The 23,746-nt window shown below is 37.9% G+C and carries 18 protein-coding genes and 3 pseudogenes; 12 read left to right on the top strand and 9 right to left on the bottom strand.

Translation table 11 applies throughout. The annotated features are described in order from the left end of the window. Positions 1-17: 17 nt before the first annotated feature. Positions 18-489: pseudogene (locus AZE41_RS23715) on the top strand (type I restriction enzyme endonuclease domain-containing protein); the annotation flags it as partial. A gap of 154 nt (positions 490-643) precedes the next feature. Here the strand turns inward: AZE41_RS23715 and AZE41_RS14875 are convergent. Further along, positions 644-1,861 (bottom strand): IS4 family transposase, encoded by a 1,218-nt coding sequence (locus AZE41_RS14875; protein WP_067210945.1) that lies wholly within the window; start codon positions 1,859-1,861, stop codon positions 644-646. 155 nt (positions 1,862-2,016) lie between these two features. On the opposite strand from AZE41_RS14875, the pseudogene AZE41_RS14870 reads away from it, so the two are divergent. Next, a pseudogene (locus AZE41_RS14870) lies at positions 2,017-2,409 on the top strand (transposase); the annotation flags it as partial. Between the two features lie 337 nt (positions 2,410-2,746). Here AZE41_RS14870 and AZE41_RS14865 read toward each other — a convergent pair. Continuing rightward, a complete protein-coding gene (locus tag AZE41_RS14865) occupies positions 2,747-4,054 on the bottom strand; it encodes a Spo0B domain-containing protein (protein ID WP_067210943.1) in 1,308 nt (435 codons plus the stop codon). A gap of 290 nt (positions 4,055-4,344) precedes the next feature. Next, positions 4,345-5,133, bottom strand: a complete 789-nt coding sequence (locus tag AZE41_RS14860; protein WP_067210942.1) for a helix-turn-helix domain-containing protein — start codon at positions 5,131-5,133, stop codon at positions 4,345-4,347. A 234-nt stretch (positions 5,134-5,367) separates the two neighbouring features. On the opposite strand from AZE41_RS14860, the gene AZE41_RS23480 reads away from it, so the two are divergent. The 3 genes from AZE41_RS23480 (at position 5,368) to AZE41_RS14850 (ending at position 7,268) form a co-directional block, all read left to right on the top strand. After that, positions 5,368-5,490: a hypothetical protein gene (locus AZE41_RS23480; RefSeq protein WP_257722484.1), complete on the top strand. Its 123-nt coding sequence runs from the start codon at positions 5,368-5,370 to the stop codon at positions 5,488-5,490. A gap of 111 nt (positions 5,491-5,601) precedes the next feature. Beyond that, positions 5,602-6,510: an NERD domain-containing protein gene (locus AZE41_RS14855; protein ID WP_067210940.1), complete on the top strand. Its 909-nt coding sequence runs from the start codon at positions 5,602-5,604 to the stop codon at positions 6,508-6,510. A gap of 299 nt (positions 6,511-6,809) precedes the next feature. Next, positions 6,810-7,268: an SRPBCC family protein gene (locus AZE41_RS14850; RefSeq protein WP_067210939.1), complete on the top strand. Its 459-nt coding sequence runs from the start codon at positions 6,810-6,812 to the stop codon at positions 7,266-7,268. Positions 7,269-7,446: 178 nt separating this feature from the next. Here AZE41_RS14850 and AZE41_RS14845 read toward each other — a convergent pair whose 3' ends face one another. Further along, positions 7,447-8,028, bottom strand: coding sequence for a protein-L-isoaspartate(D-aspartate) O-methyltransferase (locus tag AZE41_RS14845; RefSeq protein WP_082786623.1), 582 nt, complete (start codon positions 8,026-8,028; stop codon positions 7,447-7,449). 393 nt (positions 8,029-8,421) lie between these two features. Here AZE41_RS14845 and AZE41_RS14840 point away from each other — a divergent pair, with 393 nt between their 5' ends. Both AZE41_RS14840 and AZE41_RS14835 read left to right on the top strand, forming a co-directional pair. Beyond that, positions 8,422-8,793, top strand: a complete 372-nt coding sequence (locus tag AZE41_RS14840; RefSeq protein WP_067210937.1) for a nuclear transport factor 2 family protein — start codon at positions 8,422-8,424, stop codon at positions 8,791-8,793. Between the two features lie 187 nt (positions 8,794-8,980). Continuing rightward, on the top strand, positions 8,981-9,511 hold the full coding sequence (locus tag AZE41_RS14835) for a DUF1572 family protein (RefSeq protein WP_067210936.1): 531 nt from the start codon (positions 8,981-8,983) through the stop codon (positions 9,509-9,511). An 897-nt stretch (positions 9,512-10,408) separates the two neighbouring features. Here AZE41_RS14835 and AZE41_RS14825 read toward each other — a convergent pair. From AZE41_RS14825 to AZE41_RS14815, 3 genes are all read right to left on the bottom strand, one after another. Continuing rightward, a complete protein-coding gene (locus AZE41_RS14825) occupies positions 10,409-11,107 on the bottom strand; it encodes an ankyrin repeat domain-containing protein (protein WP_067210931.1) in 699 nt (232 codons plus the stop codon). Positions 11,108-11,291: 184 nt separating this feature from the next. Beyond that, positions 11,292-12,251, bottom strand: coding sequence for a glycine-rich domain-containing protein (locus AZE41_RS14820; RefSeq protein WP_067210929.1), 960 nt, complete (start codon positions 12,249-12,251; stop codon positions 11,292-11,294). Between the two features lie 234 nt (positions 12,252-12,485). Beyond that, a complete protein-coding gene (locus tag AZE41_RS14815) occupies positions 12,486-13,025 on the bottom strand; it encodes a TetR/AcrR family transcriptional regulator (protein ID WP_197485327.1) in 540 nt (179 codons plus the stop codon). Positions 13,026-13,134: 109 nt separating this feature from the next. On the opposite strand from AZE41_RS14815, the gene AZE41_RS14810 reads away from it, so the two are divergent. After that, on the top strand, positions 13,135-14,157 hold the full coding sequence (locus tag AZE41_RS14810; protein ID WP_067210926.1) for an IS1595-like element ISSpps1 family transposase: 1,023 nt from the start codon (positions 13,135-13,137) through the stop codon (positions 14,155-14,157). A 157-nt stretch (positions 14,158-14,314) separates the two neighbouring features. Here the strand turns inward: AZE41_RS14810 and AZE41_RS14805 are convergent, their stop codons facing one another. Then, positions 14,315-15,331 (bottom strand): DUF2268 domain-containing putative Zn-dependent protease, encoded by a 1,017-nt coding sequence (locus tag AZE41_RS14805; protein ID WP_067210925.1) that lies wholly within the window; start codon positions 15,329-15,331, stop codon positions 14,315-14,317. A gap of 358 nt (positions 15,332-15,689) precedes the next feature. Between AZE41_RS14805 and AZE41_RS14800 the strand changes: the two are divergent. After that, positions 15,690-17,077, top strand: a pseudogene (locus AZE41_RS14800) (DHA2 family efflux MFS transporter permease subunit). A gap of 103 nt (positions 17,078-17,180) precedes the next feature. Here the strand turns inward: AZE41_RS14800 and AZE41_RS14795 are convergent. Then, the gene (locus tag AZE41_RS14795) at positions 17,181-17,729 is read right to left on the bottom strand and encodes an ECF transporter S component (protein ID WP_067210922.1); all 549 of its coding nucleotides are present in this window, start codon (positions 17,727-17,729) and stop codon (positions 17,181-17,183) included. 203 nt (positions 17,730-17,932) lie between these two features. Here AZE41_RS14795 and AZE41_RS14790 point away from each other — a divergent pair, with 203 nt between their 5' ends. The 3 genes from AZE41_RS14790 to AZE41_RS14780 all read left to right on the top strand — a co-directional run bounded on the left by AZE41_RS14790 (position 17,933) and on the right by AZE41_RS14780 (position 23,641). Further along, complete coding sequence (locus AZE41_RS14790; RefSeq protein ID WP_067214003.1) at positions 17,933-18,781, top strand: pyridoxamine kinase; 849 nt, start codon at positions 17,933-17,935, stop codon at positions 18,779-18,781. A gap of 401 nt (positions 18,782-19,182) precedes the next feature. Beyond that, entirely contained in the window at positions 19,183-22,215 is a 3,033-nt protein-coding gene (locus AZE41_RS14785) for an efflux RND transporter permease subunit (protein ID WP_067210919.1), read from the top strand. A gap of 187 nt (positions 22,216-22,402) precedes the next feature. Continuing rightward, positions 22,403-23,641 (top strand): NADH:flavin oxidoreductase/NADH oxidase family protein, encoded by a 1,239-nt coding sequence (locus AZE41_RS14780; protein WP_067210917.1) that lies wholly within the window; start codon positions 22,403-22,405, stop codon positions 23,639-23,641. The last annotated feature ends 105 nt before the right edge of the window (positions 23,642-23,746 follow it).

The following is a 23,746-nucleotide window of genomic DNA, read 5'->3' as shown; positions in this document are numbered from 1 at the left end:
TTTTTTATGAGGGGGTCAAAAGTGCAGGAGTTAATGGTAGAAATCGTTTACTGCAAGGGAAAGTGAAAAAAGTACAGCGAAAGAATCTAGTAAAAGCGCAAAAATTTACGGTTATATTGAACAATGCTATCAATAAATACAACAAATGCTCCATTGAAACCTCCAATTCAATGAAGAGTTAATCGCACTGGCGAAGCATCGGGGTTCATCAAAGAAGAAGTGGCTTTCTATGATGCTTTGGCTTCACATGATACGGCTGAACAAGCATTGGGCGATGACATCTTGAATGTGATTGCGCACGAGCTGACGAAAGCGATTAAAGAGAATATGAGCATCGATTGGAATTTGCGCGATTCCGCGAGAGCCAAGACGATGATCACGGTTCGGAGACTGCTGAAGAAGTACGGCTATCCAGCCGACTTGCAGAAGTTGGCGGTGGAGACAGTGGTGAAACAGGCAGAGTTGATGGTTGGTGGAATGGAGATATAAAAGATTAGTTTAGGCCCCCGACGGAGTTCAGAAATTGATGTTGGCTGCCCACTAGCGTTGCATAGTATTCATAAATAGTAAAAAAAGATAGATTATACCACCTATAAAACAAAAAAAGGAAACACGTCCGTAAATGACGAATTGTTTTCTTTTTTTATACATTAGAGTTTTTTCTTAAAAAATGCTCTTTAGTAATCGGGCTTACAATCGCGAAATCTTCTCCAAAACGGATTTCTATCGGTTTGGAATCCGGCAACCTTTGCCTTCCTTTGCTTTTCTTTAACCGACGTTTACAGGTAGTTAAAAGTTGGCTGATTGGATTGAACATATAGAGACGAAATACCCTTAAAAACTCCCATACTGACTTTTTAGGTTGATGAATGAGTCGCATTATTTCAATAAGGGCAAAGGTAATCAACGTGATAAACAGCTGATTCCAAATACCTGCGGGCGAATGGCTGAACAAATGGCTAACCTTTAAATGCTGCTTAATCCATTTGAAGAAGAGCTCGATGTACAAGCAGTTCTTGTATGTCTCTAAAATTTCTGCTTCACTTAAATCGAGACGATTCGTGATTAAATGGAAGGATGTGCCCTCAGAATCAACAAATTCAATGTAGCGTAACGGTTCTTCACGTGTCCGAATTGACACCAATTCATTTTTCACGACATTTGGTAGAGTGGGTGTATATGATTTGAGTGTTTCTGTCGTAAAAGTTTTCCGAACACGCACGAGAAATTGTATATTACGTTGCAGCCAGCCACCCATCTTCGTTTTATGTGCATACCCTCGATCCATTACATACAAAGCATCATCATCGATGATGTGATTCACGGCATCAGAGTCCGCTATATTTCCCGTGGATGGAATCATTTTTTCGGGAAATATACTATTCGAAGAAGCGACTACTACACGAATATGCAGTTTAATCCCACTGGATACTTTGGAAATGGCTGTCCAATTTGATGCGTTGTCTGGTAGCTTGATATAGGTTCCATCAATAATACGCAAAATCCCGACTTGGGGATTTATCCCTTCTACATGCCTTTGTAATAGCCAATAGTGTCGAGCTAAGCGGCCGAGCAAGTCGGCCAGATCAGCCGTATTCAAATCGATGAGTCGACGACTAATTTGTGAGTAACCAATTGGCGTAAGCCCCAAATCTCTTTGAAACGATTTTTTTGACCGAATGCCTTCTTCGATTTCGCGAAGACTTTCCCACTTACATAAGTTGGCCATAATCAAGATTTTCACAAGGGAAAAGTCAGTTAGCTTTTTCGCATCATAATTCATCAATGGACAAGCCAAAATGTTAACTGGCAATAGAGATAAATATTGACGAAAGACTAAGTTTTCGTCTACACTTTTCATAAGGAAGCTCCTTTCTGTAGAGTAGGTAACTGATTAATCGTCAGTTTTATTTTACAGTAGGAGTCCCTTTTTTTGCATTATTTGAACTTCTTTTCAATAGCTAGTGACATAAAACCATTATTTTACTGCTATGCAACGCTAGTGGGTACTGAAAATTAATCATCGGCACTGCGCAGAATCGTTCGGAAAACGCTTTTCGCCTTCTTAAAGTGTTAGATTCCAAAGGCAATCAGCTGAACCTGCTTACAAACCGATTTGATTTACCAGCGGCTGAAATCGCGGAACTGTATAAATCTCGCTGGGCCATCGAACTGTTTTTCAAATGGATGAAGCAGCATTTGAACATCAAAAAGTTCTATGGACAAAGTCAGGAAAGCGTACATAACCAAGTCTATCTCGCCATGATCGTGTATTGTTTAAATATTTTAGCGCAGCTACAGACCAAAAGTAAACGAACCTATCTGCAAATCAGTCGTTATCTAAAAGCAGCTTTATGGAAGCCAGCACATACTTGGATCAGAAAAATCCAAGGAAAAAGCGTGCCCTAACATTAAAAAGTTGTCTCTGATACGCTAGTCAATGGATATAGTAGAAAAATGGATATTCATTACCGTTATTCTGGTGTTTTCGTTTTTTCTTTTGAAAGCACGAAAAATAAAACTTAATATTCAGAATGACATCGTGCGACACTAGTGTTATTTTTGTCGAAATTTATCATTAAATATACAATGACTATATGTCACTAGCGTTATGTCTACTAGACGTGCATACAGTTGAATAATCATTCGAATTAAGAATGCACAAAACAAAAATTAGTAGCGTGAATAGCGGAATGAATAAAAAAACTCCCCACAAGTAGTAGGGAGTTTACGCTTTCATTCAAATTTACTTTAGAGGGATTCCCACAAGGGCAATAGTCTCTAAATCATTTATTGAATCAATTGTGATTTCCCCATTATATCTATTCACAACTTCCTTCACAATAAATAAACCTTGCCCTCTTATCTTTCCTTGTTCTGCATTTTTTGTTGAATATCCTTGTTTAAAAATATGTTCATTGTCACTAATTTTAGGTCCAGTATTCGTAATCTTAAATAGATACTGCGTAACATCCTTTTGACAGCTAATTGTTATTTTACGTTCGGCTACAGGTAATGCAACTGTTGCATCAATTGCATTATCAATTAAATTCGACAGTATTATGATTAAATCTGTTGTTTTTATTTTATCGAATGCATCATGAGAAACCGTAAAATTCATATCAATATGATAATTTTGTGCAGCCAGTTTCTTTGTTTGCAGTAAGATTGAAAGACCAGGATGATCTATATTTAGTTTTAGAGTTTCTAGCGCCAGAACTTCTTTAGACAAAGATGATATGTATTGCTGAGCCTGCTTAGATTCCCCTAGTTGAAGTAGTCCATGTAAAACTTGAATATGATTGGTAAAATCATGTCTTAATGAAGATATGGAAGTGATTAACGTTTTAAGTTCAGCTTGGTATGTATCTTCTGTATACCCGACTTCCTTTGCCACTTCTTTTTGATACCATCTTTGCAATAATAAGAAGGATCCGATAGCGACCAAAATAAAGGCACCATTAAAGACGAAGAGAAGGATATTGTTTTTCAGTACTTTCCCCTTAATATCATTAAGTGTATCAACACTAATATCGATACCTAAGTAGCCCATGACCTTTCCTGCTTCATCCTTTATCGGTACTCCAACAGAAAGATAAGAGCCATGGTCGGCATCCTCAATTACATCTGTAATATAGGTATTTCCTTCAAAGGCTATTTTGACCTGCTTTTCGGGTACTGTACAAACCACTCCAATACTATAGCTCTCATCTAACTCCTTGGGTAATCCGCCTATCATTACGTTCGATACTTTTGGATTATCGATTTCCAATGTATATACAAATAATGCTCCCAGTTTTTCTCTTGCATCAACTAAGTAGTTTGTTAATTCCCAATAATATTCGTTTTTCACGGGGTTATTCAAAAATTTCCAATACGTTTCTTTATCTAACGCAGACGCAATGGATTCTGCTGCTATAAGACTTTGATTACCGATTGACTCTTCAACCGTCTTTTTCATCTTCACGTAAGAGGTAAAGACATTTAAACTTGTAAACAACAATAACAAGACAGTAGATAATACTAAAATTAGTTTTATTTTACGGTTTTTCATACAATCTGTACTTCCTCATCTTTTTAATTGAAAGTTTTGCCTATGAAATTAAGAATTTTCTTTTCACAATAGCATTAAACTATCATAAATACTTGAAGACATTGCATGTATAACATACTGTAATATAATCACAAAGTCTATTAATAGCAATCGCTTCTTGTACTTAGTGATGGTTGCCTGTGCACCACACAATTCAAACATAATTCTGAGTCGTTCTATCCATGAAACCTTCATGTTTGCTGAAATAAACATGAAAGTTTCGGCACCATACAATAACCCGCACAATCATTTCAGCGATAGAAAAATCCCTCAACTGGCACGTCATAATCCATAAAAGCCTCTCTGAATAAAGCCTTACCAATGAGTTCGCGTAAGACACCTGAATAATAACCGGGCAGATTCCGGACTTTTTTCTGTTTGGTTGTTTGAACCGCAATACGAAGGGCATGCATGGCTAATTGCTCGAACAGTTCTCCTTTGTCTTCGTGAATACTGAATTTCAGCATTTGTAGGGACTGTTTCCGATAGACGCCGTAAAAATTACGTGCTAATTTACTTTCTCCGATTGTTGAAGAAAGAAGAGATTTCATTTTACCGAAAAGTGTAGTAGGCACAATTTCCGTAGGAGACGTTCTTTTAAGGTCTTTAGTCTTTATCGCTTTAGAAAGAACAGCTTCGGTTTGTAGATTAGCGGGTTCAAACTTACTGCTAGAAGGCTTTTCGTCATTCTCTGGGGTGTTCAATTTCGACTGGTCATTAGTAGGTTTAATGACATAAATGTTAGCGCCTAGACCGCTCATAACGGGGCGGATATAGTGAATGCGTTCGATGATTTCGAGCTTTACTAATTTACGGATGGCGCGTCGAACAGTTGCATTTGATTTCTTGATAGCCTTTTCGATGGTTTCGTGTTTCAAGTGGGCAGCGCCGTATTTAACGGAGTAACGACGAATCATATCGAGAACAGCCCGCTCTGTTTGGTTCATATCGTTCCAGTGCGTAAGTACATGTTGTCTTGTTGCCGCGTCTAGATCGTGTTTGTTTGTGAAGTATGCGTATTCAGATAGGTAAGTTGTCATAAAGAATATCCCCTTTATTCTTTATATAGAAGAAAAGTGGGGGAAAGGGGACATTTTTGTGAAAAAAGTTTTTAATTCGGCAATTGGGGAAAACGCCTACTGTATTAATGATGGCTGTCTGTGAACCACACAATTCAAACGCAATTCAGATTTTTTCGCCATAAAACAATTCTGATTGTTGTAATAAACATGAAAGTTTCGTGCACCTAACAATAAAGTAGGGGGGACGTCTGGGTGATGGACAAATTAAAGACTGTATCGTCCCATATTCCAAAGGACATTGACGCTGAAATTACTTTTGAAGAACGTACCCGGAAACTGGACGAAGCGATTCGACTTGGGTATTCCTATGGTTGACACAGGTTTTTATGGAACTATTTTCATATTATATGGTATTGTTGTAATAGTCGGAAAAGTGGGCACGTTGACGTGTGTGCGACAACTGAGTGATGAACTTGGGGGGATATTATGAATGCAGACAATAGTATGATAACGGGATTTTATGAGGGCATTTTGATTACACTCAAGATGCTTATTACATCAACTGCATTTCCGGTTGTCGTCCTATTCGTGATTTTGTGGATTATCCTGCAGTGGAAAATGCCGGTTATTAAAGGGAATTATGGGGAGTGGGTTGTAAAGACCAAGCTTCGGAAATTAGGGGATGCATACACTGTCTTCCATGATGTTTATATTCCGAATGGTGAGCGGGGACTGACGCAAGTAGATCATATTGTGACCTCCGTGTATGGCGTGTTTGTCATCGAAACGAAACATTACAGCGGTTGGATTTTTGGTGATGAATTTAAACCCTATTGGACACAAGTTATCTATAAACGGAAAACAAAAATGTACAATCCAATCCGGCAAAATTATGGCCATGTTCAAGCTTTGCTTACCTACATAGGACGAGAGGAAATGCAGGAAGTCTATTCCATCATCGCATTTTCATCTAACTCTACTTTTAAATTCAATAAGGGTTTCACCTCAGCACATGTCATACAGTTCCCTGATCTTATTACAACAATCAGTCAGTACAAGGAGCAGCACATTAGTGAGGATACCGTGAAGGGGATCAATGAAAAGCTCGCGGAACTTTTGGCTCTATATAAAAATGACAGGAAACTATTCAAGGCTGAGCACATGCAATCGATTCGAAAAGCGAAAGATGCCAAGCAGACGGCACGTTCACATACAAGCCGTGCGAAAAAGATGTCCAAGACTGATGCCTCACTATTATATACTGCTTGTCCGAAGTGTAATGGGCAGTTGACCTTGAAGACAGGTAGATACGGAAAATTTTACGGTTGCAGTAATTATCCTGATTGTCGGAATACAGAAAGTGTGAATCTGGATCAGCATCGGCGGAGTGTTTGATTTTAGTATAATTAATCGAATGTGTGAATTGTTCGTCTTTTTTGACACAGTGTACCTCTTTTAATGGCTGGGGGATGGATGTTTAGAACTACATATGAATGATTAAGGCCATGGTATTCAGAAATGGATGCTAGGGTTTTTGAAAATTTGTAATAGACGCTGGCACACCTGGTTAATTGCATAAAATGTAACCTGAAATCCGATACTAGCTATCATCGACGGGCTTCCTATTGAATTGTTATAAATACACTGCGCATAGGAACCGTCACAATATTGGTAGACTAGAAAAGGGTGACATCATGCCAATCATCAGACATGAAATTTCAATCCACGCTCCCATCCAAGTTTGTTTCGATCTTGCAAGAACTGTTGAAGTTCATGCGGGGAAAATGTTGCTGACGAAACAAATAGCTATTGAAGGAATTACGTTTGGATTGATGGAGCGTGGCGATTTCGTTACTTGGGAGACGACCCATTTAGGGATGAAACAGAAATTAACGTCTCAAGTCATTGAAATGGTGAAGCCATACAGATTCACCGATTCCATGGTTCGTGGAGCCTTTCAATCTTTTACACATACACATGAATTCATTGAAAGGGTCACAGAAACGAGCATGATAGATACTTTCTCATATAAATCCCCTTTTGGCATTTTAGGAAAAGCAGCTAATCATTTGTTTTTGGAAAAGTATATGAGCCATTTTATTGCCCGCCATGCCCAAAAGGTAAAAAGAATTGCTGAAGCGACGAAATACTAATAGATATTAATTTTAGGTATCGATTCAGTAAATACAACTCAATTCAATTCAATACCTATGCGATTTTTCTTTACTTTTATTATTATTACTTTAACATTTGAATTGTTTGTCTTTTTGTCTTGCATAGGTACTTCTTTTGCGTTTTATTTTTTAACCGATACGGGATAGGTGCTGTCACCTATTCATACTTTCCTTTCAATGGGACAAACCTCACTTCATCCAACACTGCGGTATGGATTTCTCCATCTTCATCTTTTTCCAAGAGCAAGAGTTCCTGTAGGAGGGGTGTTCCTACTGGGATGATCATTTTCCCTCCGATAGCTAGTTGGTCTATGAGTTCGCGTGGCACCTGGGTAGCAGCGGCGGTCACCATAATCCGGTTGTAAGGAGCGTGTTCTTCCCAACCGGCGCTACCGTCATCCAGCTTGAAATGGATGTTGGAGAAACCGGCCTTTTCTAATCTTTCTTTTGCCCGTTCATGCAAGGCAGCAATTCGTTCAATTGAATAAACGGGGTTCGAGAAGGCGGCGAGTAGGGCGGTCTGGAAGCCGGAACCCGTTCCGATTTCCAGCACTTTTGAATAAGGCTGCAAATCGAGGGCCAATGTCATTTCTAGTACGAGGGAAGGCTGGGAAATGGTTTGTTCATGCCCAATCGGAATTGCTTCGTCCATATAGGCGAATTCCTTGTGCACATCCATGAAAAAGCTGCGGTCCAGTTTTTGAAAATAGGTAATTATGTCTTGGTTTTGATTGGTCATTGTCCATGCTCCTTCGTTTAATAGTAACTAACATTGCACATTAATCATTACCGATAATGAGTATATGTAAACAACGGTAAGCGGGCGGTACCTATAAATACATAGATCGAGGTGAAATATGTACATTTCGATGGATTATGGGCAACTTTATGGTTCTGGAATTAAACTAGGAAAATGGGAAGAAACGCACCCATCATTTACATGATTTTAGGTACGTTGTGCAAGAAGTTATCGTGAATGTTTAAACTTTTATGATGTTTCTAAAGCGACTGACCGCATATTAAGTGGATTGCATGCGTACTTCAAAACAATTGGAAAAGGATATTTGGCTATTTTATAGAATACCAATAATATGCTGATCAAGAAGTGATATCAGGAAAGGATGTTAAAATCATGAAACCACATAAAGACCAAGCAGTGGACTTTCTACATCTTATCGTCTCTGGAAAGATTGACGAAGCCTATAAAAAATACGTAAGCCCAGATTTCCGCCATCATAATCCATATTTCCCGGGGGATGCGGATTCGCTTAAGCAAGCGATGGAAGAGAATGACGGTATCAGCCCAAACAAAACGCTCGAAGTGAAGCAGACGATTGAAGAGGGAGAAAACGTGATGGTTTATTCCCACATCAAACAGAAGGTGGAGGACCTAGGGGCAGCGGTTGTCCATATTTTCAGTTTTCATGAAGGCAAGATTGTTGAAATGTGGGATGTTGGCCAACCGGTGCCGGAAGACTCACCAAACGAGAATGGGATGTTTTGATGGCCTCGTTATTCAACATCCAGCCGGAAACCGCCCCTCGATATTGAACCTGTACTTGTTGGCGTAGGTGCTTTTTGAATTTATGCGTTTCTGGCTATTCAGCCTTAAGCAATGGTGAAAATATTCTCACACGTTATCATCGAATACATCAGCGAACTGATTTTTGGAACTAGAGGGGGAACACCATATGTCGATTGGAACAGAATATTTACGAGTTGTTCGAGAGCGGTTCATCGGGTTAAAAGGGCAAGGTGAAAAAACATTCGACCAGTTGAATGAGGATGATTTTCATTGGACGTCAAACGACGATTCAAACAGCATCGCGATTCTTATTCTGCATTTAAGTGGGAATATGGTTTCGAGGTGGACGGATTTTCTGACGACGGACGGTGAAAAGCCGGACCGTAATCGTGATGGGGAATTCGAAACGAAACGATTGTTAAAGGCGCAGCTGATGGATCATTGGGAACATGGCTGGTGCGTTTTTTTTGATGCGCTGGAAAGCTTGCATGAGCAAGACTTGGAAAAGAATATTCATATTCGCGGGCAGGCACATTCCGTCATAGATGCGATTGAGCGGCAAATGGCGCATTATGCTATCCATATTGGACAAGTCATGTTCATTGGAAAACAGATTAAAGGAGAGCAGTGGAAGAGTCTAAGCATTCCGAAGGGCGAATCTGACGCGTACTTGGCAAGGATGCTGAAGGGGAAATGAAAGTATAGGCGGACTACTGAGATATGATGCCTTACAGAAATGCAGGGTGTTTTTCTCATGTTATTGCTGTGAGTAAATACAAATAGTTTATGAGTATCTATAATTAATGGAATAGTGTGATTGTATTCTTTGTAGTGTGAAAATAATGTCGGAAGGGTAAATGGTGTATAAGATTGTGACTCTTACAGTTGAAAGAAACAACCCAGAACTGTACATACCCACTTTTTAGAGTAATTACTTACAGATGAAGTTTGTAGGTTTAGTGAAAAGATTGGAAGATTGAGTCCAACCCAATTTGAGATGAAAAACATCCTTGAATGAAAGATTCTAAGATGAAACTACAAGAGAAAAAGCAATTGATTATGTTCTGGCACTACAAATAAGCTGCAACAGGTAAAGAGTAACATCAATAACTTTGTTTATGAAATTACTATTGTAATGCTCGACCAGATAAATAATTTGAGAGTCACAGATGGTGAAATTGAAGATGTACTCAACATGGAAAAAGGTTGTAGGGTTGTTGGAGAGGTTCTTTACTACTTGAATCTTGACTGGACAAATAAAAACTTTAAATATGAACAAGATCATCTACCTCCAGATAATAGGTTTAGCGAAGGGAAGCCAGTATCTGTTAGTATGGAAGATTGGAGAATCTGGCGAGGCCTACGTAATCGACTACCTAATCTACATTTCTGTTTTAACGGGGAAGGAACCGATGGACCCTGTTATAAAATGAATTTTAGCCCAGTGGTGGTACCTGTATATTGAGCTAAAAACAACAAACACCGCTAGAGTTATCCTAGCGGTGTTTGTTATATTAAGTAAATTGTGGTGATGAAATTATATCGTTAATAATATTTTTGCGATAAACATTAATGAGTAAATAAAAAAATACTGTTACATAGCACCACTATCTACTAATATTTGCTCAATCTCTTTAAACCCTTTTTTTCGTGCATGTTGTAGAGGGGTGACATTATTTTTATCAGGAATAGTTACATCTGCTCCGTTATCTATAAGTAATTGTACAGTTTCCTGTTGTACTTGGTTTCCATTATTTAAAATGATTGCTTCCATTAAGGCTGTCCAACCGAGATTATTTACATGATTAACATCAATATCAGTCGAAGTAAGAAGTTCCTTGATAACATCGAGATATCCATGTTCGGAGGCAGGGATGAGAGCAGTTCCTCCATATCGGTTGGTAATAGTGGGGTCAGCACCGGCCTCGATTGTTAACTTTAGAATGTCCAAGTACCCCTCTGCGCCAGCATACAAGAAAGGATTGTTTTTCATGTCATCTTGGATATTGACGTCTGCACCGGCTTTAATTAAGGTTTTTGCCGTGACGACGTCATTATTATACGTAGCTAACATAGTGGCAGTACGACTGTTTTCATCCTGTACGTTTATATTTGCCCCTTTAGTAATCAGTCTACTTACGCTATTTGTATCTTTAAGTTCAACCGCATTAAGTAATTCTAGGTTCAATGTATTTTCCTCCCTTTTCTGTTCGGTAGGTATACCTTTCCCACCTGTAACGCAACCTTGTAAAATAAGAATACTTCCAGCCAACATAATCAACCACTTCTTCATAAAGTGCTCCTTTTTTAATTTCAATTACCTGCACGTGGAGCTACTCAGATCATTCGCTACAATTACATAATAATAGAATGAAGATCGGACAAATTGGCGAATGTCTGGTTTTATTGTATGGTCATTCACGTGTGTTAATTATTTGTCTTTGTGTCAAGCACAGATGCCCTCCACTTACTTATTCTTATGAAGAACACCCACTACACGAGCTACAACTACTCCCGGAGTCAGAGCTCCCTCCATCCGAAGGTGCACTTGGCATAGCTCCGGCGTCTGTTCCCACTTCAAACGAATTCACATTGGTGACAATCTCGTTCCATTCTTCTTTATAATCGAAGTCGGTTGCAAAGCCTGGTGATCCGTCTGCGAAAGCACCGGTCACTTTTTTCTTCTTCACTTGAACTGTTTCATACTCATAAAAGGCGAATAGTGAGGCACCATACCAATAGCCGTCTTTTCGTTTAACACGCTTTCCATTTGACTTCATCACTTGTTGTCGTGCGAATTTGAGAAAGGTAGCCAATGTATGTGTCGAGGCGGCATCGGATGAGTGACGCCCAAACGACTCAATGATTCCTTTTGGATCATTCACTATACGCTCTATCCATTTTGCATGTTCTTTCTTTTTTTGCGCGAATTTCCCCCATAGATGCGAGCGGGAAGTAACGTTGAAAAAAGAAAGATATAACACGTCGAACCAAGCGCGTTCATTTGGAAGAAGTGTTGGTGTTTCATGAGGGTGATGTTCAATCTGTTCACCAATGAAATCTAAACAGAATTGATTATACAGCTGCTCTTCTTCTAAAAAGAAGTGCCAAATATCGTCTACCTTTTTGGAAAACATCGGAAGTCTTTTTGAGATACCTGCTAACAAAAGAAATTTCTTTAGTTCATACCACTGTTCTCGCAGTTCGGCATCTGTTAGCGTACGATTTCTATTCTTTACACGCACATTTACAGTTTTCTCAATCTTCCTTGACCAGGCGCGATTGAATTGTCTGAAAAGTTGTTTGGTCTCTTTGTCTGCCCATGGCGGAGCAGTCAATTTCTTTGAATAGGAATATGGTTGACCCTTCATTATCAAAAAAAGGTTTGGACATACAAATACAAGAAAAACTCCTACAAATATCAAGTATGGTTCCATTTACTTTTCCCCCTTACGTAATGCTGATCTATTGTGTAAGAAGTGATTATAGAGTATTTAGATTTATAGTAATTTTACCATAAAATGCATTTGTTTGTTTATTCGGGTGTGTTAATTGTTGGTCTTTGTAACTGACACAGGTACCATGGCAAGTTGCTATCAAGAATCTAAATCAATGCCAAAACGTTGTGCAATCAATGTTTTGGCATTTCATATTTTTAATAGATAATAAAATTAAGATTGATTCATGAGATTAATTTGCTCTGCGATATACGCTGAATCCAGGTATAGGCCATCTTTTAACCACCATATAATGACACCAATAATAGAGGCAGCTTTAATATCTGTATCTACAATGATTTTTCTTCCACTATTTTTAGATTGATTTCTGCGGGTTACTATTAAATCTTTCATCAACAAAAGTAAATGTTTTTCAACCTGTTCAAACTGTACTAAAGCAAGTATGTAATTTCTTTGATCAAGAAGATAATCCAATAGCTGTATCAAGTGCTCTTTTCGATTCCTATCAAAAATGGAAGTTAAGTTTTCTATTTTGTCAGTTAGCACGTGTAAAATATCACTTACCAAATGTTCCTTCAACTCATTGATATTTTGATAGTGTAAATAAAAAGTGGTCCGGTTCAAATTCGCTCTCTTTGTTAATTTTTGGATAGAAATTTGGTGTAGTAAGTGACCTTCTTGTAAAAGTGTTAGTAGGGCTTCCTTAAGCATTTCCTGTGTACGTATGGGACGAGAACCTTCTTTAAAAGTCATTTAAATTATTCCTTTTTTATAGGCTATGTTAAAGTTAGTGGTTGATTTTGAATAAATTGTCCTCTTTTGTAATATCCTGACTGTATATCTTACAAAAGGGGCAATTTAAATGACTTTAACAAACATAATAAGTAATATTTCTTCTCTAAATGATAAGGACAAAGAATACATTTTACATTATCTAACTCGTCATTTCTCGCCCTCATCCTCACAACAAGGTGCTTTAATTGGTGAATTGAGAGAAAGGAAGTTTTCACACGGTTTTCATTGCCGGCATTGTGGAAGTACATCAGTGGTTCGTTACGGGAAGCGAGACGGTCGCCAACGTTATAAGTGCAAAGACTGTCATAAATTAAGTTGTGATTTAACCAATTCCCCTATGTATCGTTCGAAAAAGGCACACAAATGGATTCCATTTATTGAATGTATGTTGAATGGTCAATCACTTCGTGAAACAGCTTCTCAAATTGGCATCACTCATGTAACTGCTTTTTACTGGAGGCATAAAGTGTTGTCTGCTCTTGCAAAAGAAAGTATCGGTATATTTGAAGGAATAGTAGAGGTAGATGAAACATACTTCTTAGAAAGTTATAAAGGACGAAGAGTTATTCCGAATCGCAAACCAAGAAAACGTGGCGGTTCTGCTACCAAAAGAGGTATTTCTAATGAACAAGTCTGTGTATTAGTAGCTAGAGACCGAAACAAAACAACCCTTTCAAAACGAGTCGGTTCAGGTAGAATTCTAATGGAACAAATTGATAACGCCCTTACATCGCATTTTAAGAATGATACGGTGCTTATTTCCGATGCTCACAATTCTTACAAATCTTACACATCTACTAACGATGTGGAACACATCATCATAAACGCTAGTAAGAAAGAATATGTAAAGAAGGGCATATACCACCTCAATAATATTAATAATTACCATTCCCGTTTAAAGAAATGGATAAGTCGCTTCAATGGTGTTTCTACGAAGTATTTACAACTGTATTTAGTGTGGTTTCAATTCCTCGACAATAGAAAAATGGAAAGTGATTTGAGCAAGAAAAAGCAAATGCTTATCTTGGCAAGTGTTCATGGAACTTGGGAAACCGCAGATAAGTTGAGACTGAGAAACTTTGCATTCTAAATGGAATGATAAAGCACATAAAAAAGAGCCTGAAAAATATATCCAAACTCTCGGTATTTTGGTGTCTGTTTTTTTGCTAAAGCCTCGACAGTTGAATCAGGATTGTTAATCCATATAGTAAAAATTATCATATCAATGATTTGGCTTCGGATTTTTATTAAAATATTTTATCTTTATATTTACTTTTACTGACTATTTCCTCTGCATTCGTTTTTGTCCATTCCAATATTGAACTATCTGGGTTGTTTTCAATGAAGCTTTCATTGATTTGATAACCTATTTTGTAATTCGACCATAGTGGAATATCTTTAGCTGGGTAACCATAAACAAACCGATTGTAAATTTTATAATCAGTAGAATTACCATTTATACGTAATTCATCTAAAACCCTAGCTGCTACATCCTCTGGTAGAGTTTGTATCCACGGAGGACTTATCTCAGGATAGAGAGTAGTAGCAAAAGAATCTGCTTTCCCTTCTGTAATTATTGAATCTAATACGCTATTTACACTTTGTTCGCCGTTTAAAGTCATATTGACGGTATGGTGATATTCGTGAGCCATGGCATATTTAATAACTTCTTTTGATGCAGTAGGGTCAATCATTAGTAAAACGTTATCACCAAAATAAGCAAAGCCTCCCACTCCATTCAGACTATACGTCGTCCACCCGTTTTCAGGATTAACTGGAAATAGATAAATTGATGTATTTGAACCCGATGATAATAGCTCAGCTGATTCCAATATTGCTTCTTCAATCCATTGATTGATTTGTTCTTGTTTTTTAAGTAGCTCATTTGTATTTTTTTTCAGTTGTTCTACTTGAGAAGTTGGTCTAAGAGGGTCATTCTTTGTTACTCCTAACTGTAAATAATGAAGAGAGGATTTATCTTTAAATGGTTCCAAAACATGCTCTGTATAGATAGCATTTTTATCAAGTTCAGGTTTCTCACTAATTATTCTTGCGTATTCCAACACTTCATCAAAAAATGATATAATCTTAAATTCCTGTCCTTTATATGAAAAATAGTAAGTGGTTTCAATAGGAGTATTGTCATCATCCACTTTCTCATGTTCCTCTTCTTGTATTCCTTTGTTTTGTTCTTTAACTTCTGTACAACCAGATATAAAAATAACCATTAACAACAAAATTGAAAAGTTTATCAAACGTCTCATTCTAATCCCCCATGTCCTTTTTTAGATAGATGTAGAAAAGGAAGGTTTTTTTATTTATATACATGAAACTCTTCTTTCACTAAACCGCTTCGTTAGTGGCAATACTTTTATTCACAATCTTTAGATTTATTTTAACATAAATATCCAATTGAGGTTAAACATTTTTTAATTATGTGAAGTGTGTTCTTCATTCCGTTTTAAGATTAATCAACCTTTCCCTTTAACATAGCCTTTTTATATTTAATTTTCTGCTAATCGACAAAAATGACCTGATTGTATATGGGTTTTTTTCTTCTTCTGCTATGCTGTTTTTTAGACAATTCGTCGATAACAGGTACTATATGGGGAGGGATTTTATATGCAAAATGAAATATCGAGTAGTACTAAAAAATTGCTACTTATCATCATGATAACAGGAACCTTTTTTTCTACATTAAATCAAACATTGTTAAACGTTGCATTTAGTGATTTAATGGTTGTTTTTGATGTGAATGCTGCAACGATTCAATGGTTAGCCACAGGCTTTATGCTTGTAAACGGTGTGTTAGTACTCATTACAGCTTACTTAATGAAACGTTTTTCAACACGTCAGTTATTTATCAGCTCATTGTTATTTTACTAATCGGCTCTATTGTCGCAGCATGTGCGAATAATTTTGGTGTACTATTAACAGGTAGAATGGTTCAAGCTGTGGGTGCTGGTATTATCATTCCATTAATGATGACTGTCATTGTATATTTATACCCTCCGGAAAAACGTGGCACAATTATGGGGAATGTTGGCTTCGCCATTATTTTTGGGCCAGCAATTGCACCAACATTAGCAGGATTTATTTTAGAGTATTTATCTTGGCGATGGTTATTTATCATCATGATTCCTTTCGTAACATTGATTATTATTATAGCAAGTAAGTATTTAGTTAATGTTGCTGAAACGTCGTCAAAAGAAAAGCTCGACACAGTCAGTGTGATTTACTCAACTGTTGGCTTTGGATTCGTTCTATTTGGCTTTAGCAGTGCAGGCAGCCGAGGGTGGGATGATTTAATCGTTATTACATCAATTGTCGGAGGTTTGCTTGTAACGATATTGTTCTGTCATCGACAAATAAAGGCTACTGAACCTTTATTGAATTTAAATGTCTTCAAATTTAAAATATTTACTATGACGACAGTAGTTAATATTGCGATTACAATTTTAATGTATGCCGATTTAATATTACTGCCGATTTATTTGCAGGATGGACGAGGGTTTACAGCACTTGAAGCAGGATTGTTATTATTTCCGGGAGCTATTATCAATGCAACGCATTCCCCAGTAGGAGGTAAGCTATTCGATAAATATGGGGCAAAACCTTTATTCATTTTAGGAACGGGTTTAATTGCGATATCGATGTATGCAGTTATTGATTTATCACCAGAAACAACAACAGCATATATTTTAGTTCGTACAATTTTATTACGTATTGGTTTGGCGTTTATTACGATGCCGTTAAACACAGCTGCTTTAAATGCATTACCAAGAGAATTAGCCTCTCATGGATCGGCGATTAATAACACAATTCGCCAACTAGCTGGAGCAATTGGTACAGCAGTTATCATGACGATTTATTCTATTCAATTATTGAATGTTTCTTTAGAATCTACGACAGGTTATAGTAGTGCGGCGAGTAACACGTACTTCTATATGTTTGTTATCTCTATAATAGTGTTCATTATCACATGGTTCACGCCGAAAAAGACAAGTTAAAGTGAATTTTAGGTACCTGTTTTGAATTGTATTTTAGAAAAATAGAAGCACGCCATCTATGCTGTCAGCAAAACAGCGAGATGGCGTGCTTCTGTTGTACGTTTTAAAATTTCTTTTTGAAGTACGGTGTTTTTTTCAGTGCGATACATACTGGAATCGCGATAAGTAAACCTACAACGTTTTGGATGATGTCTCCAGGAATTGATGCCATAGGAGCAATCCAGCTTTTGAACATAATCGCTTGCCCGATATAGTACACTGCAATCATCACGGGCATTGAAACAACTGCTCCCAAAATGTTTAACCCCATATTGTCGCCTCTATGGCCATTAGACCAAGCGATTTTCCCGACAATTAAGCCTTGTAATGCGCGGGAGATAATTGTCGTTGGTGCCCAAATTGCCCAGCCACCTAAGATATCGAATAAGCCCATTCCGATTGCTCCAGCAAGTGCCCCTTTTTTAGGACCGAATAAAATCGCTGCCATGAAAAGCATAGATGTCCCTAAGTGAATCAGTCCACCTTGCCCGAATGGTAACTTAATATTAATCAATGTTGCGGTGAAAATAAGTGCTGCTAAAATTGCGGTAATGACTAAATCAAATGTTTTCGTTCGTGGTTTTATATAGGCTTGTTTTTGTATATTTTGCATCTGCATCTTCCTCACTTTAATGAATATTTTGGTTGCTTTAACTTTAGCAAAGAGCTGACTATTGTTAAAGTGTCAATTTCATTGAAGTGTAAAGGGTCAGATTGTTTTGTCTGTAAATTAATAGTTTTTGGTGCATTTTCGCCTCTGCATTATTATGATACGATGAAGAGAGTACAAGTAGGATTAGTTAGGTGGCGAATGTGATTAAAAAAGTTGCTGTAATTCAGGATATGTCATCTTTTGGGAAGTGCTCGTTAACGGCTGCAATTCCTGTGCTATCAGTGATGGGTGTACAGGCAGTTCCATTGCCAACTGCGATTTTAACGGCGCAGACTGGGTATCCAAGCTTTTATTGTGAGGATTTAACGTCAAAAATGGACTATTTTGTGGAGGAATGGAGAAAGCTTGGTGCAACCTTTGATGGCATACATACAGGCTTTGTGACAGGAAAAGAGCAAATTGATAACATATTTCAGTTTTTACACGTGTTTCATTCGAGTGAAACGAAGCTGCTTGTCGATCCGGTAATGGGCGATACGGGCGAGGTATATAAAATGTTTACAGGCGAGTTACTTGATCGTATGAAGGATTTAGTGAAGTCCGCTGACATTATTACGCCAAATATTACAGAGTGTTGCTTGCTTACAGGGTTGTCGTATGAGAAGCTACAGAACTATCAAAATGAGTCAGATTATATTCAGGTGCTAGAGGAGGCGGGCCATCAGCTACAGCATGAAACAGGGGCGAACGTCATAATTACTGGTTTGAATCCGCCGCCAGCAGATGCGAACAAACGCTATGTAGGCAATATGTATATCGATGCAAATCGCTCATTTTATAGTATCCGTGACTATAATGGTGAGAGTTATTCGGGAACTGGTGATTTGTTTGCATCGGTCATAATGGGTGGAATGATGCGTGGACAGGACATAGTGGAGTCCATGAAGCTTGCGGAGGCATTTTTAGCCGCTGCGATTGAAGCTACGTCAAAAGAGCAAGTTCCGAACGAGGCAGGCGTGAATTTCGAACAATTTTTGCGAATGTTGCTTTAGGTGATTGACAGTTATCTGGGAATTCCGACCGATGTTCGGAGTCGTTTCTAAATTGAAAGTGTGACTGTCATCTATCATGACCTACAATATGGTTTAACAATACGTACAAGAGCAGTATACTTCCTTTGGAATAGGGAGGTATACTGCTTTTTGCGTAATAAAGAGCTTTATTCCACACATCATTTATTTAAAGTATCCGGTTCTGAAACTATTCGAAATTCAACGAGAACCTGCTACCCATTATCGCTACGCCTTAGGTCTTAGAAAAGGATAATACTAAGGTTCAATGTGGAATATATTCCTATTTTATACAATAGAGATGCAACTAAAACGAAGGAAGGGAGCATATACTTTCAAGTCAGATTTTTTGAATTACTTTAGTTTTTAGGAGGAGACTTTCTATGTCGACATTTACCAAATGGGCTTTTGGTAACAGGGCCGCTGTAGCTGCATTAACCATTTTAATAATAGTGATAGGCATCGTCAGTTATTTTAGACTACCTATGGAGTTTTTACCATCTGCCGATAATCCGCAAGTCACTATTATTTCCATGGGTCAGGGAACTGACTCCAAAACAATGGAATCCGAAGTAACCATTCCGATTGAAAGAGCGATTACCGGATTAAATGGTAAAACATCCGTCTATTCTACAACTGGAGATGGATTTTCAAAAGTGGATCTGTTCTTCGAGGCAGGAACTGATATGAAACAAGCCAAACAGGACGTACAAGAAGCGTTAAGCAATGTAGCCTTGCCTCTCTATCTCTCCAAGCCGACAATCTCACAGCTAAATACTTCTATGATTCCAATTGCTAACATTGCCGTCAGCTTTAATGAAGGTTTGACTACCGAAAATCTGGATTTTGCACGTGAAAAACTTCCATCTCTCTATCAAGAAATTAAAGGGGTTTCCAAAGTAGATGTCTATGGGATTACAGATTCCATCATTTCAGTCAAGATTGATGATGGAAAATTAGCTGAAAATCAGATTTCTCTTCAAGCGGTTATGGGGATTCTTCAAGGTCAAAATACTGCTGTAGCTGTCGGTGAAAAGATGATCGATGGAAAAACAAGTAATATTAAAGTAATAGGTGATTTAACAAGCATCGAAAAATTGAAAGGTTTAACGATTACACCTGATTTAACGCTTGCGGATATTGCAACGGTTGAAGAAACAAAAGATGCGAATTTCATTAGCCGTTTCAACGGTAAGGATAGCTTAGATATTAGCATCACAAAGGATAGTCAATCCAATGCAGTGACTATTAGCAAAGAAATTGAAAAAGTAACAAAGGAAATCAATGAAAAGTATAATCAGCAAGAATCTGTTATTTATATATCCTCTGCTGATTTGGTAGAAAATTCTGTTCACACGATGATAAAAGAAGTACTCCTTGGCGCACTATTTGCAGCGATTGTCATTATGCTCTTCCTACGAAATATCCGTTCTACCTTTATTACCATTGTATCGATTCCTTTATCCCTTTGCTTCACACTATTTCTACTGTCATGGTCTGGGGTGACATTGAATATTTTAACACTTGGCGGTGTCGCTGTTGCAGTTGGGCGTCTAGTTGACGACAGTATTGTCGTCATCGAAAATATTTTTCGCAAAATGCAAACAGAGAAATTCTCCGTCCAAATGATTATTGATGCAACGAAACAAGTAGGAGTCGCTATTACTGCTTCTACATTAACAACAGTAGCCGTATTCTTACCGATGAGCTTATTAAATGGGGGCCTTCAAGAATTCCTTTTACCATTCGCTTTAACGGTTACCTATTCTTTGCTCGCATCTCTGCTCGTCGCTTTGACGGTTGTTCCGTTAATGAGTGCGGGATTATTGAAGAATACAAAGTTGCCTGAATATAAGCCTGCCGTTCGTTTTCCGAAAATGGTTACATGGTCCTTAAACCATAAATGGATTGTCTTCTCGATTTCCATCTTCCTTTTCATCGGATCCATCGCTACTTATTTTGTCATCCCAAAAGGTGCAGTTGATAGCTCCTCTGCAGACTATGTCTTGACCACGCTAAGTTACCCGAATGATACACCAATAGAAAAAGTAAAGGAAAAAACAATGGAACTGGAGTCATCTATTCAAAAAATGGATGAAGTAAAACATGTGTTTTCACAGGTAGGTTCTCCAGCTGAAGCGGCACAATATGGCTGGGTTGGATCACAGACTGAAGCAACGTTCAGTATTTTATTAGAAGATAAAAATGATACAGAACACATCGTAAAAGAAATGGAAAAGAAAAAAGATCAATATCCTGATGCCCTCTTAGAAGTAACTACCTCTTCCTTTATGATGGGAGGAGCAAGTACGAATATTATCATTGATGTAGTAGGTGATAATTTAGCAGATTTAGAAGATGTGGCAACTACTATAAAAGAAAAAGTACAGATCCTTGAAGGCGTAGAGGAAGTTACGACCAATCAAGATGAAAAGAAAACAGTATACTCCCTCGTTGTAGACCCAACAAAAGGAAACACCGAACAAATTGCACAACAGTTAGGAGTGATGTTAAATAAGACACCAATTGGAACGATTAGTTTAGATGATAAACAAAAAACTGTATTTCTAGAACCTCTCCTAGATACAAAAACACCTGAAGACATAGAAAATATACCAGTCATGACTGATACGGGTCTTGTCCCTGTATCATCCATTGCTAAGTTACAAAGTGAAGAGCGTTCAACTAACCAGTTCCATAAAGATGGGGATGCCTACCTCCGAGTAACAGCTTCAGTTGATCCAGCCAAGCTATCGGAAATTTCGAAGGCATTAAATCTAGAAATTTCCGGCGATAACAATGACAAAAAAGGCATAGATCTTCCGGAGAATGTCGATGTTCTAGTTGGAGGATCAAGTAGCCAACAAGCAGATGATTTTACAGATTTATTTCTCATTATGCTTGTTTCCATCGGGATTGTATTTTTAATAATGGTTATCACATTTAAGTCAATCAAAGCGCCAATCGCTATTCTTTGCTCTCTACCACTAGCTGCAATAGGAGCCATTTTAGGAATTCTTATCAGTGGAATACCAGTTGATATCACGGCACTTCTAGGAGCATTAATGCTAATTGGTATCGTCGTAACAAATGCGATTGTACTTTTAGACCGAGTAAAACAAAATGAACAAAAAATGATTATTCGTGATGCGCTTGTTGAAGCAACCGCAACAAGGATGAGACCGATTTTCATGACTGCGATTGCAACTATCTGTGCGATGCTTCCACTTTTAGTGAAACAAGCAGAATCAGGAAGTTTAGTATCACAAAGTCTCGCGATTGTTGTTATCGGTGGATTAGCCATGGCGACCCTGCTAACTCTGATTGTTATCCCTTGTATATATGAATTGCTTTATTTTAGAAAGTCTAAGAAACAGCGAATTAGTCAGGCTGCTGAACAAGATATTTCTATATAATAAAAAACCAGACCTAAGCTTAAATGCTATTGGTCTGGTTATTATTGTTCGTTCTTGCTTCTTATTAAATTTTAGGTACTATGCGTGACACTATTCAGCGTATACAATACAATTGTATAATAATACAAAATAAATCAATACCTTTGCGTTCTCTACATATCTGAAATAGTAAGGAGACATGCTAAAAATGAATCAATCAAAGTCCGTTTTGGGTATTTCTCTACCACTTCCAAATGGAACAATCATTAAGAATAGAATTTTTAAATCTGCCATGAGTGAAGCGTTGGGAACGGTTTATCAAAATCCAAGTGAATCATTGGTTACTTTATATAAAACCTGGGCTGAGGGGGGTGCGGGTATTGTCATGACAGGTAACGTTATGATAGATCGAAATGCTTTAGGAGAGCCGAATAACGTTGCTTTGGAAGATGAACGTGATTTAAAGATGTTAATGAAGTGGGCGAAAGCGGGAACTGAAAATGGGACTCACCTTTGGATGCAGCTTAATCATCCAGGGAAGCAATCACCCAAAATGATTTCAAAAGAACCTGTAGCACCAAGTGCAGTTCCTCTTACAGGAGGTTTAAAACGATTCTTTAACCAACCACGTGCTCTTCAGGTGTCTGAAATTGAAGACTTGATTAACCGATTTGGAGAAGCGGCAAGAATTGCGAAAAAAGCAGGCTTTACAGGTGTTCAAATCCATGCAGCACACGGATACCTTTTCAACCAGTTTTTATCCCCTTACCACAATCAGCGAACAGATGAATGGGGAGGAACCTTAGCAAATCGAATGAGGTTTTTGGAAGAATCGTATAAAGAAATCCGGAAACAAGTCGGGAGATCATTTCCAATCGGTATTAAACTTAACTCAGCTGATTTTCAAAAGGGTGGATTCACTGAAGACGAGTCCATGGAAGTTCTTCAGAAAATGTCCGAATTAGGGATTGATCTCATTGAAATTTCTGGGGGGGATTACGAGAATCCGATAATGATGGGTGTAGATGTAAAAGAAACTACAAAAAAAAGAGAAGCGTATTTTATAGACTATGCAAAAAAGGCTCAGGCATTAATCACTACTCCAATAGTAGTCACAGGCGGCTTTCGTACTCAAAAAGGCATGGAAGAAGCTATTGCGAACGGAGAAATTGATATGGTTGGAATTGCAAGACCTTTTGCCTTAGTGCCGGACTTGGCAAATAGAATCTTTAATGGCAGTTATGAAACCGTTCATGCAAAACCAATCCGAACGGGGATTAAACGAATAGACAAGAGTGCTTCCTTGTTAGAAATTGGTTGGTATGAACAGCAGTTAGCAAGAATGGGGAAATCTAAATCTCCAAACCCTGACCATAATGTCTGGATATCTTTAATACAAAATCTTCTAGGGAATGGTCGTAGTGTCTTCTTTAGAAGAAGAGCATAGACGATACCGTTATGGTGTGTAGTTCTTTATTTTTTTGTATAATTATTCAAAAGTGTAAGTAGTTCGTCTTTGTATCTGATACCCCTTTTTAGAGCAGGACCATTT

Source organism: Sporosarcina psychrophila, assembly GCF_001590685.1.
GTDB classification, from domain to species: Bacteria; Bacillota; Bacilli; order Bacillales_A; family Planococcaceae; genus Sporosarcina; species Sporosarcina psychrophila.
Note: the sequence above shows the minus strand (reverse complement) of the source record. Positions and strands in the feature narration are given on the sequence as shown.

Coding starts and splice junctions, on each gene's coding strand:
- AZE41_RS14805 (WP_067210925.1), bottom strand. CDS start 15,331: ATGAGACGTTTGATAAACTTTTCAATTTTGTTGTTAATGGTTATTTTT.
- AZE41_RS14840 (WP_067210937.1), top strand. CDS start 8,422: ATGAAACCACATAAAGACCAAGCAGTGGACTTTCTACATCTTATCGTC.
- AZE41_RS14865 (WP_067210943.1), bottom strand. CDS start 4,054: ATGAAAAACCGTAAAATAAAACTAATTTTAGTATTATCTACTGTCTTG.
- AZE41_RS14795 (WP_067210922.1), bottom strand. CDS start 17,729: ATGCAAAATATACAAAAACAAGCCTATATAAAACCACGAACGAAAACA.
- AZE41_RS14820 (WP_067210929.1), bottom strand. CDS start 12,251: ATGGAACCATACTTGATATTTGTAGGAGTTTTTCTTGTATTTGTATGT.
- AZE41_RS14860 (WP_067210942.1), bottom strand. CDS start 5,133: ATGACAACTTACCTATCTGAATACGCATACTTCACAAACAAACACGAT.
- AZE41_RS14825 (WP_067210931.1), bottom strand. CDS start 11,107: ATGAAGAAGTGGTTGATTATGTTGGCTGGAAGTATTCTTATTTTACAA.
- AZE41_RS14785 (WP_067210919.1), top strand. CDS start 19,183: ATGTCGACATTTACCAAATGGGCTTTTGGTAACAGGGCCGCTGTAGCT.
- AZE41_RS14845 (WP_082786623.1), bottom strand. CDS start 8,028: ATGACCAATCAAAACCAAGACATAATTACCTATTTTCAAAAACTGGAC.
- AZE41_RS14875 (WP_067210945.1), bottom strand. CDS start 1,861: ATGAAAAGTGTAGACGAAAACTTAGTCTTTCGTCAATATTTATCTCTA.
- AZE41_RS14850 (WP_067210939.1), top strand. CDS start 6,810: ATGCCAATCATCAGACATGAAATTTCAATCCACGCTCCCATCCAAGTT.
- AZE41_RS14815 (WP_197485327.1), bottom strand. CDS start 13,025: ATGACTTTTAAAGAAGGTTCTCGTCCCATACGTACACAGGAAATGCTT.
- AZE41_RS14810 (WP_067210926.1), top strand. CDS start 13,135: ATGACTTTAACAAACATAATAAGTAATATTTCTTCTCTAAATGATAAG.
- AZE41_RS14855 (WP_067210940.1), top strand. CDS start 5,602: ATGAATGCAGACAATAGTATGATAACGGGATTTTATGAGGGCATTTTG.
- AZE41_RS14835 (WP_067210936.1), top strand. CDS start 8,981: ATGTCGATTGGAACAGAATATTTACGAGTTGTTCGAGAGCGGTTCATC.
- AZE41_RS14780 (WP_067210917.1), top strand. CDS start 22,403: ATGAATCAATCAAAGTCCGTTTTGGGTATTTCTCTACCACTTCCAAAT.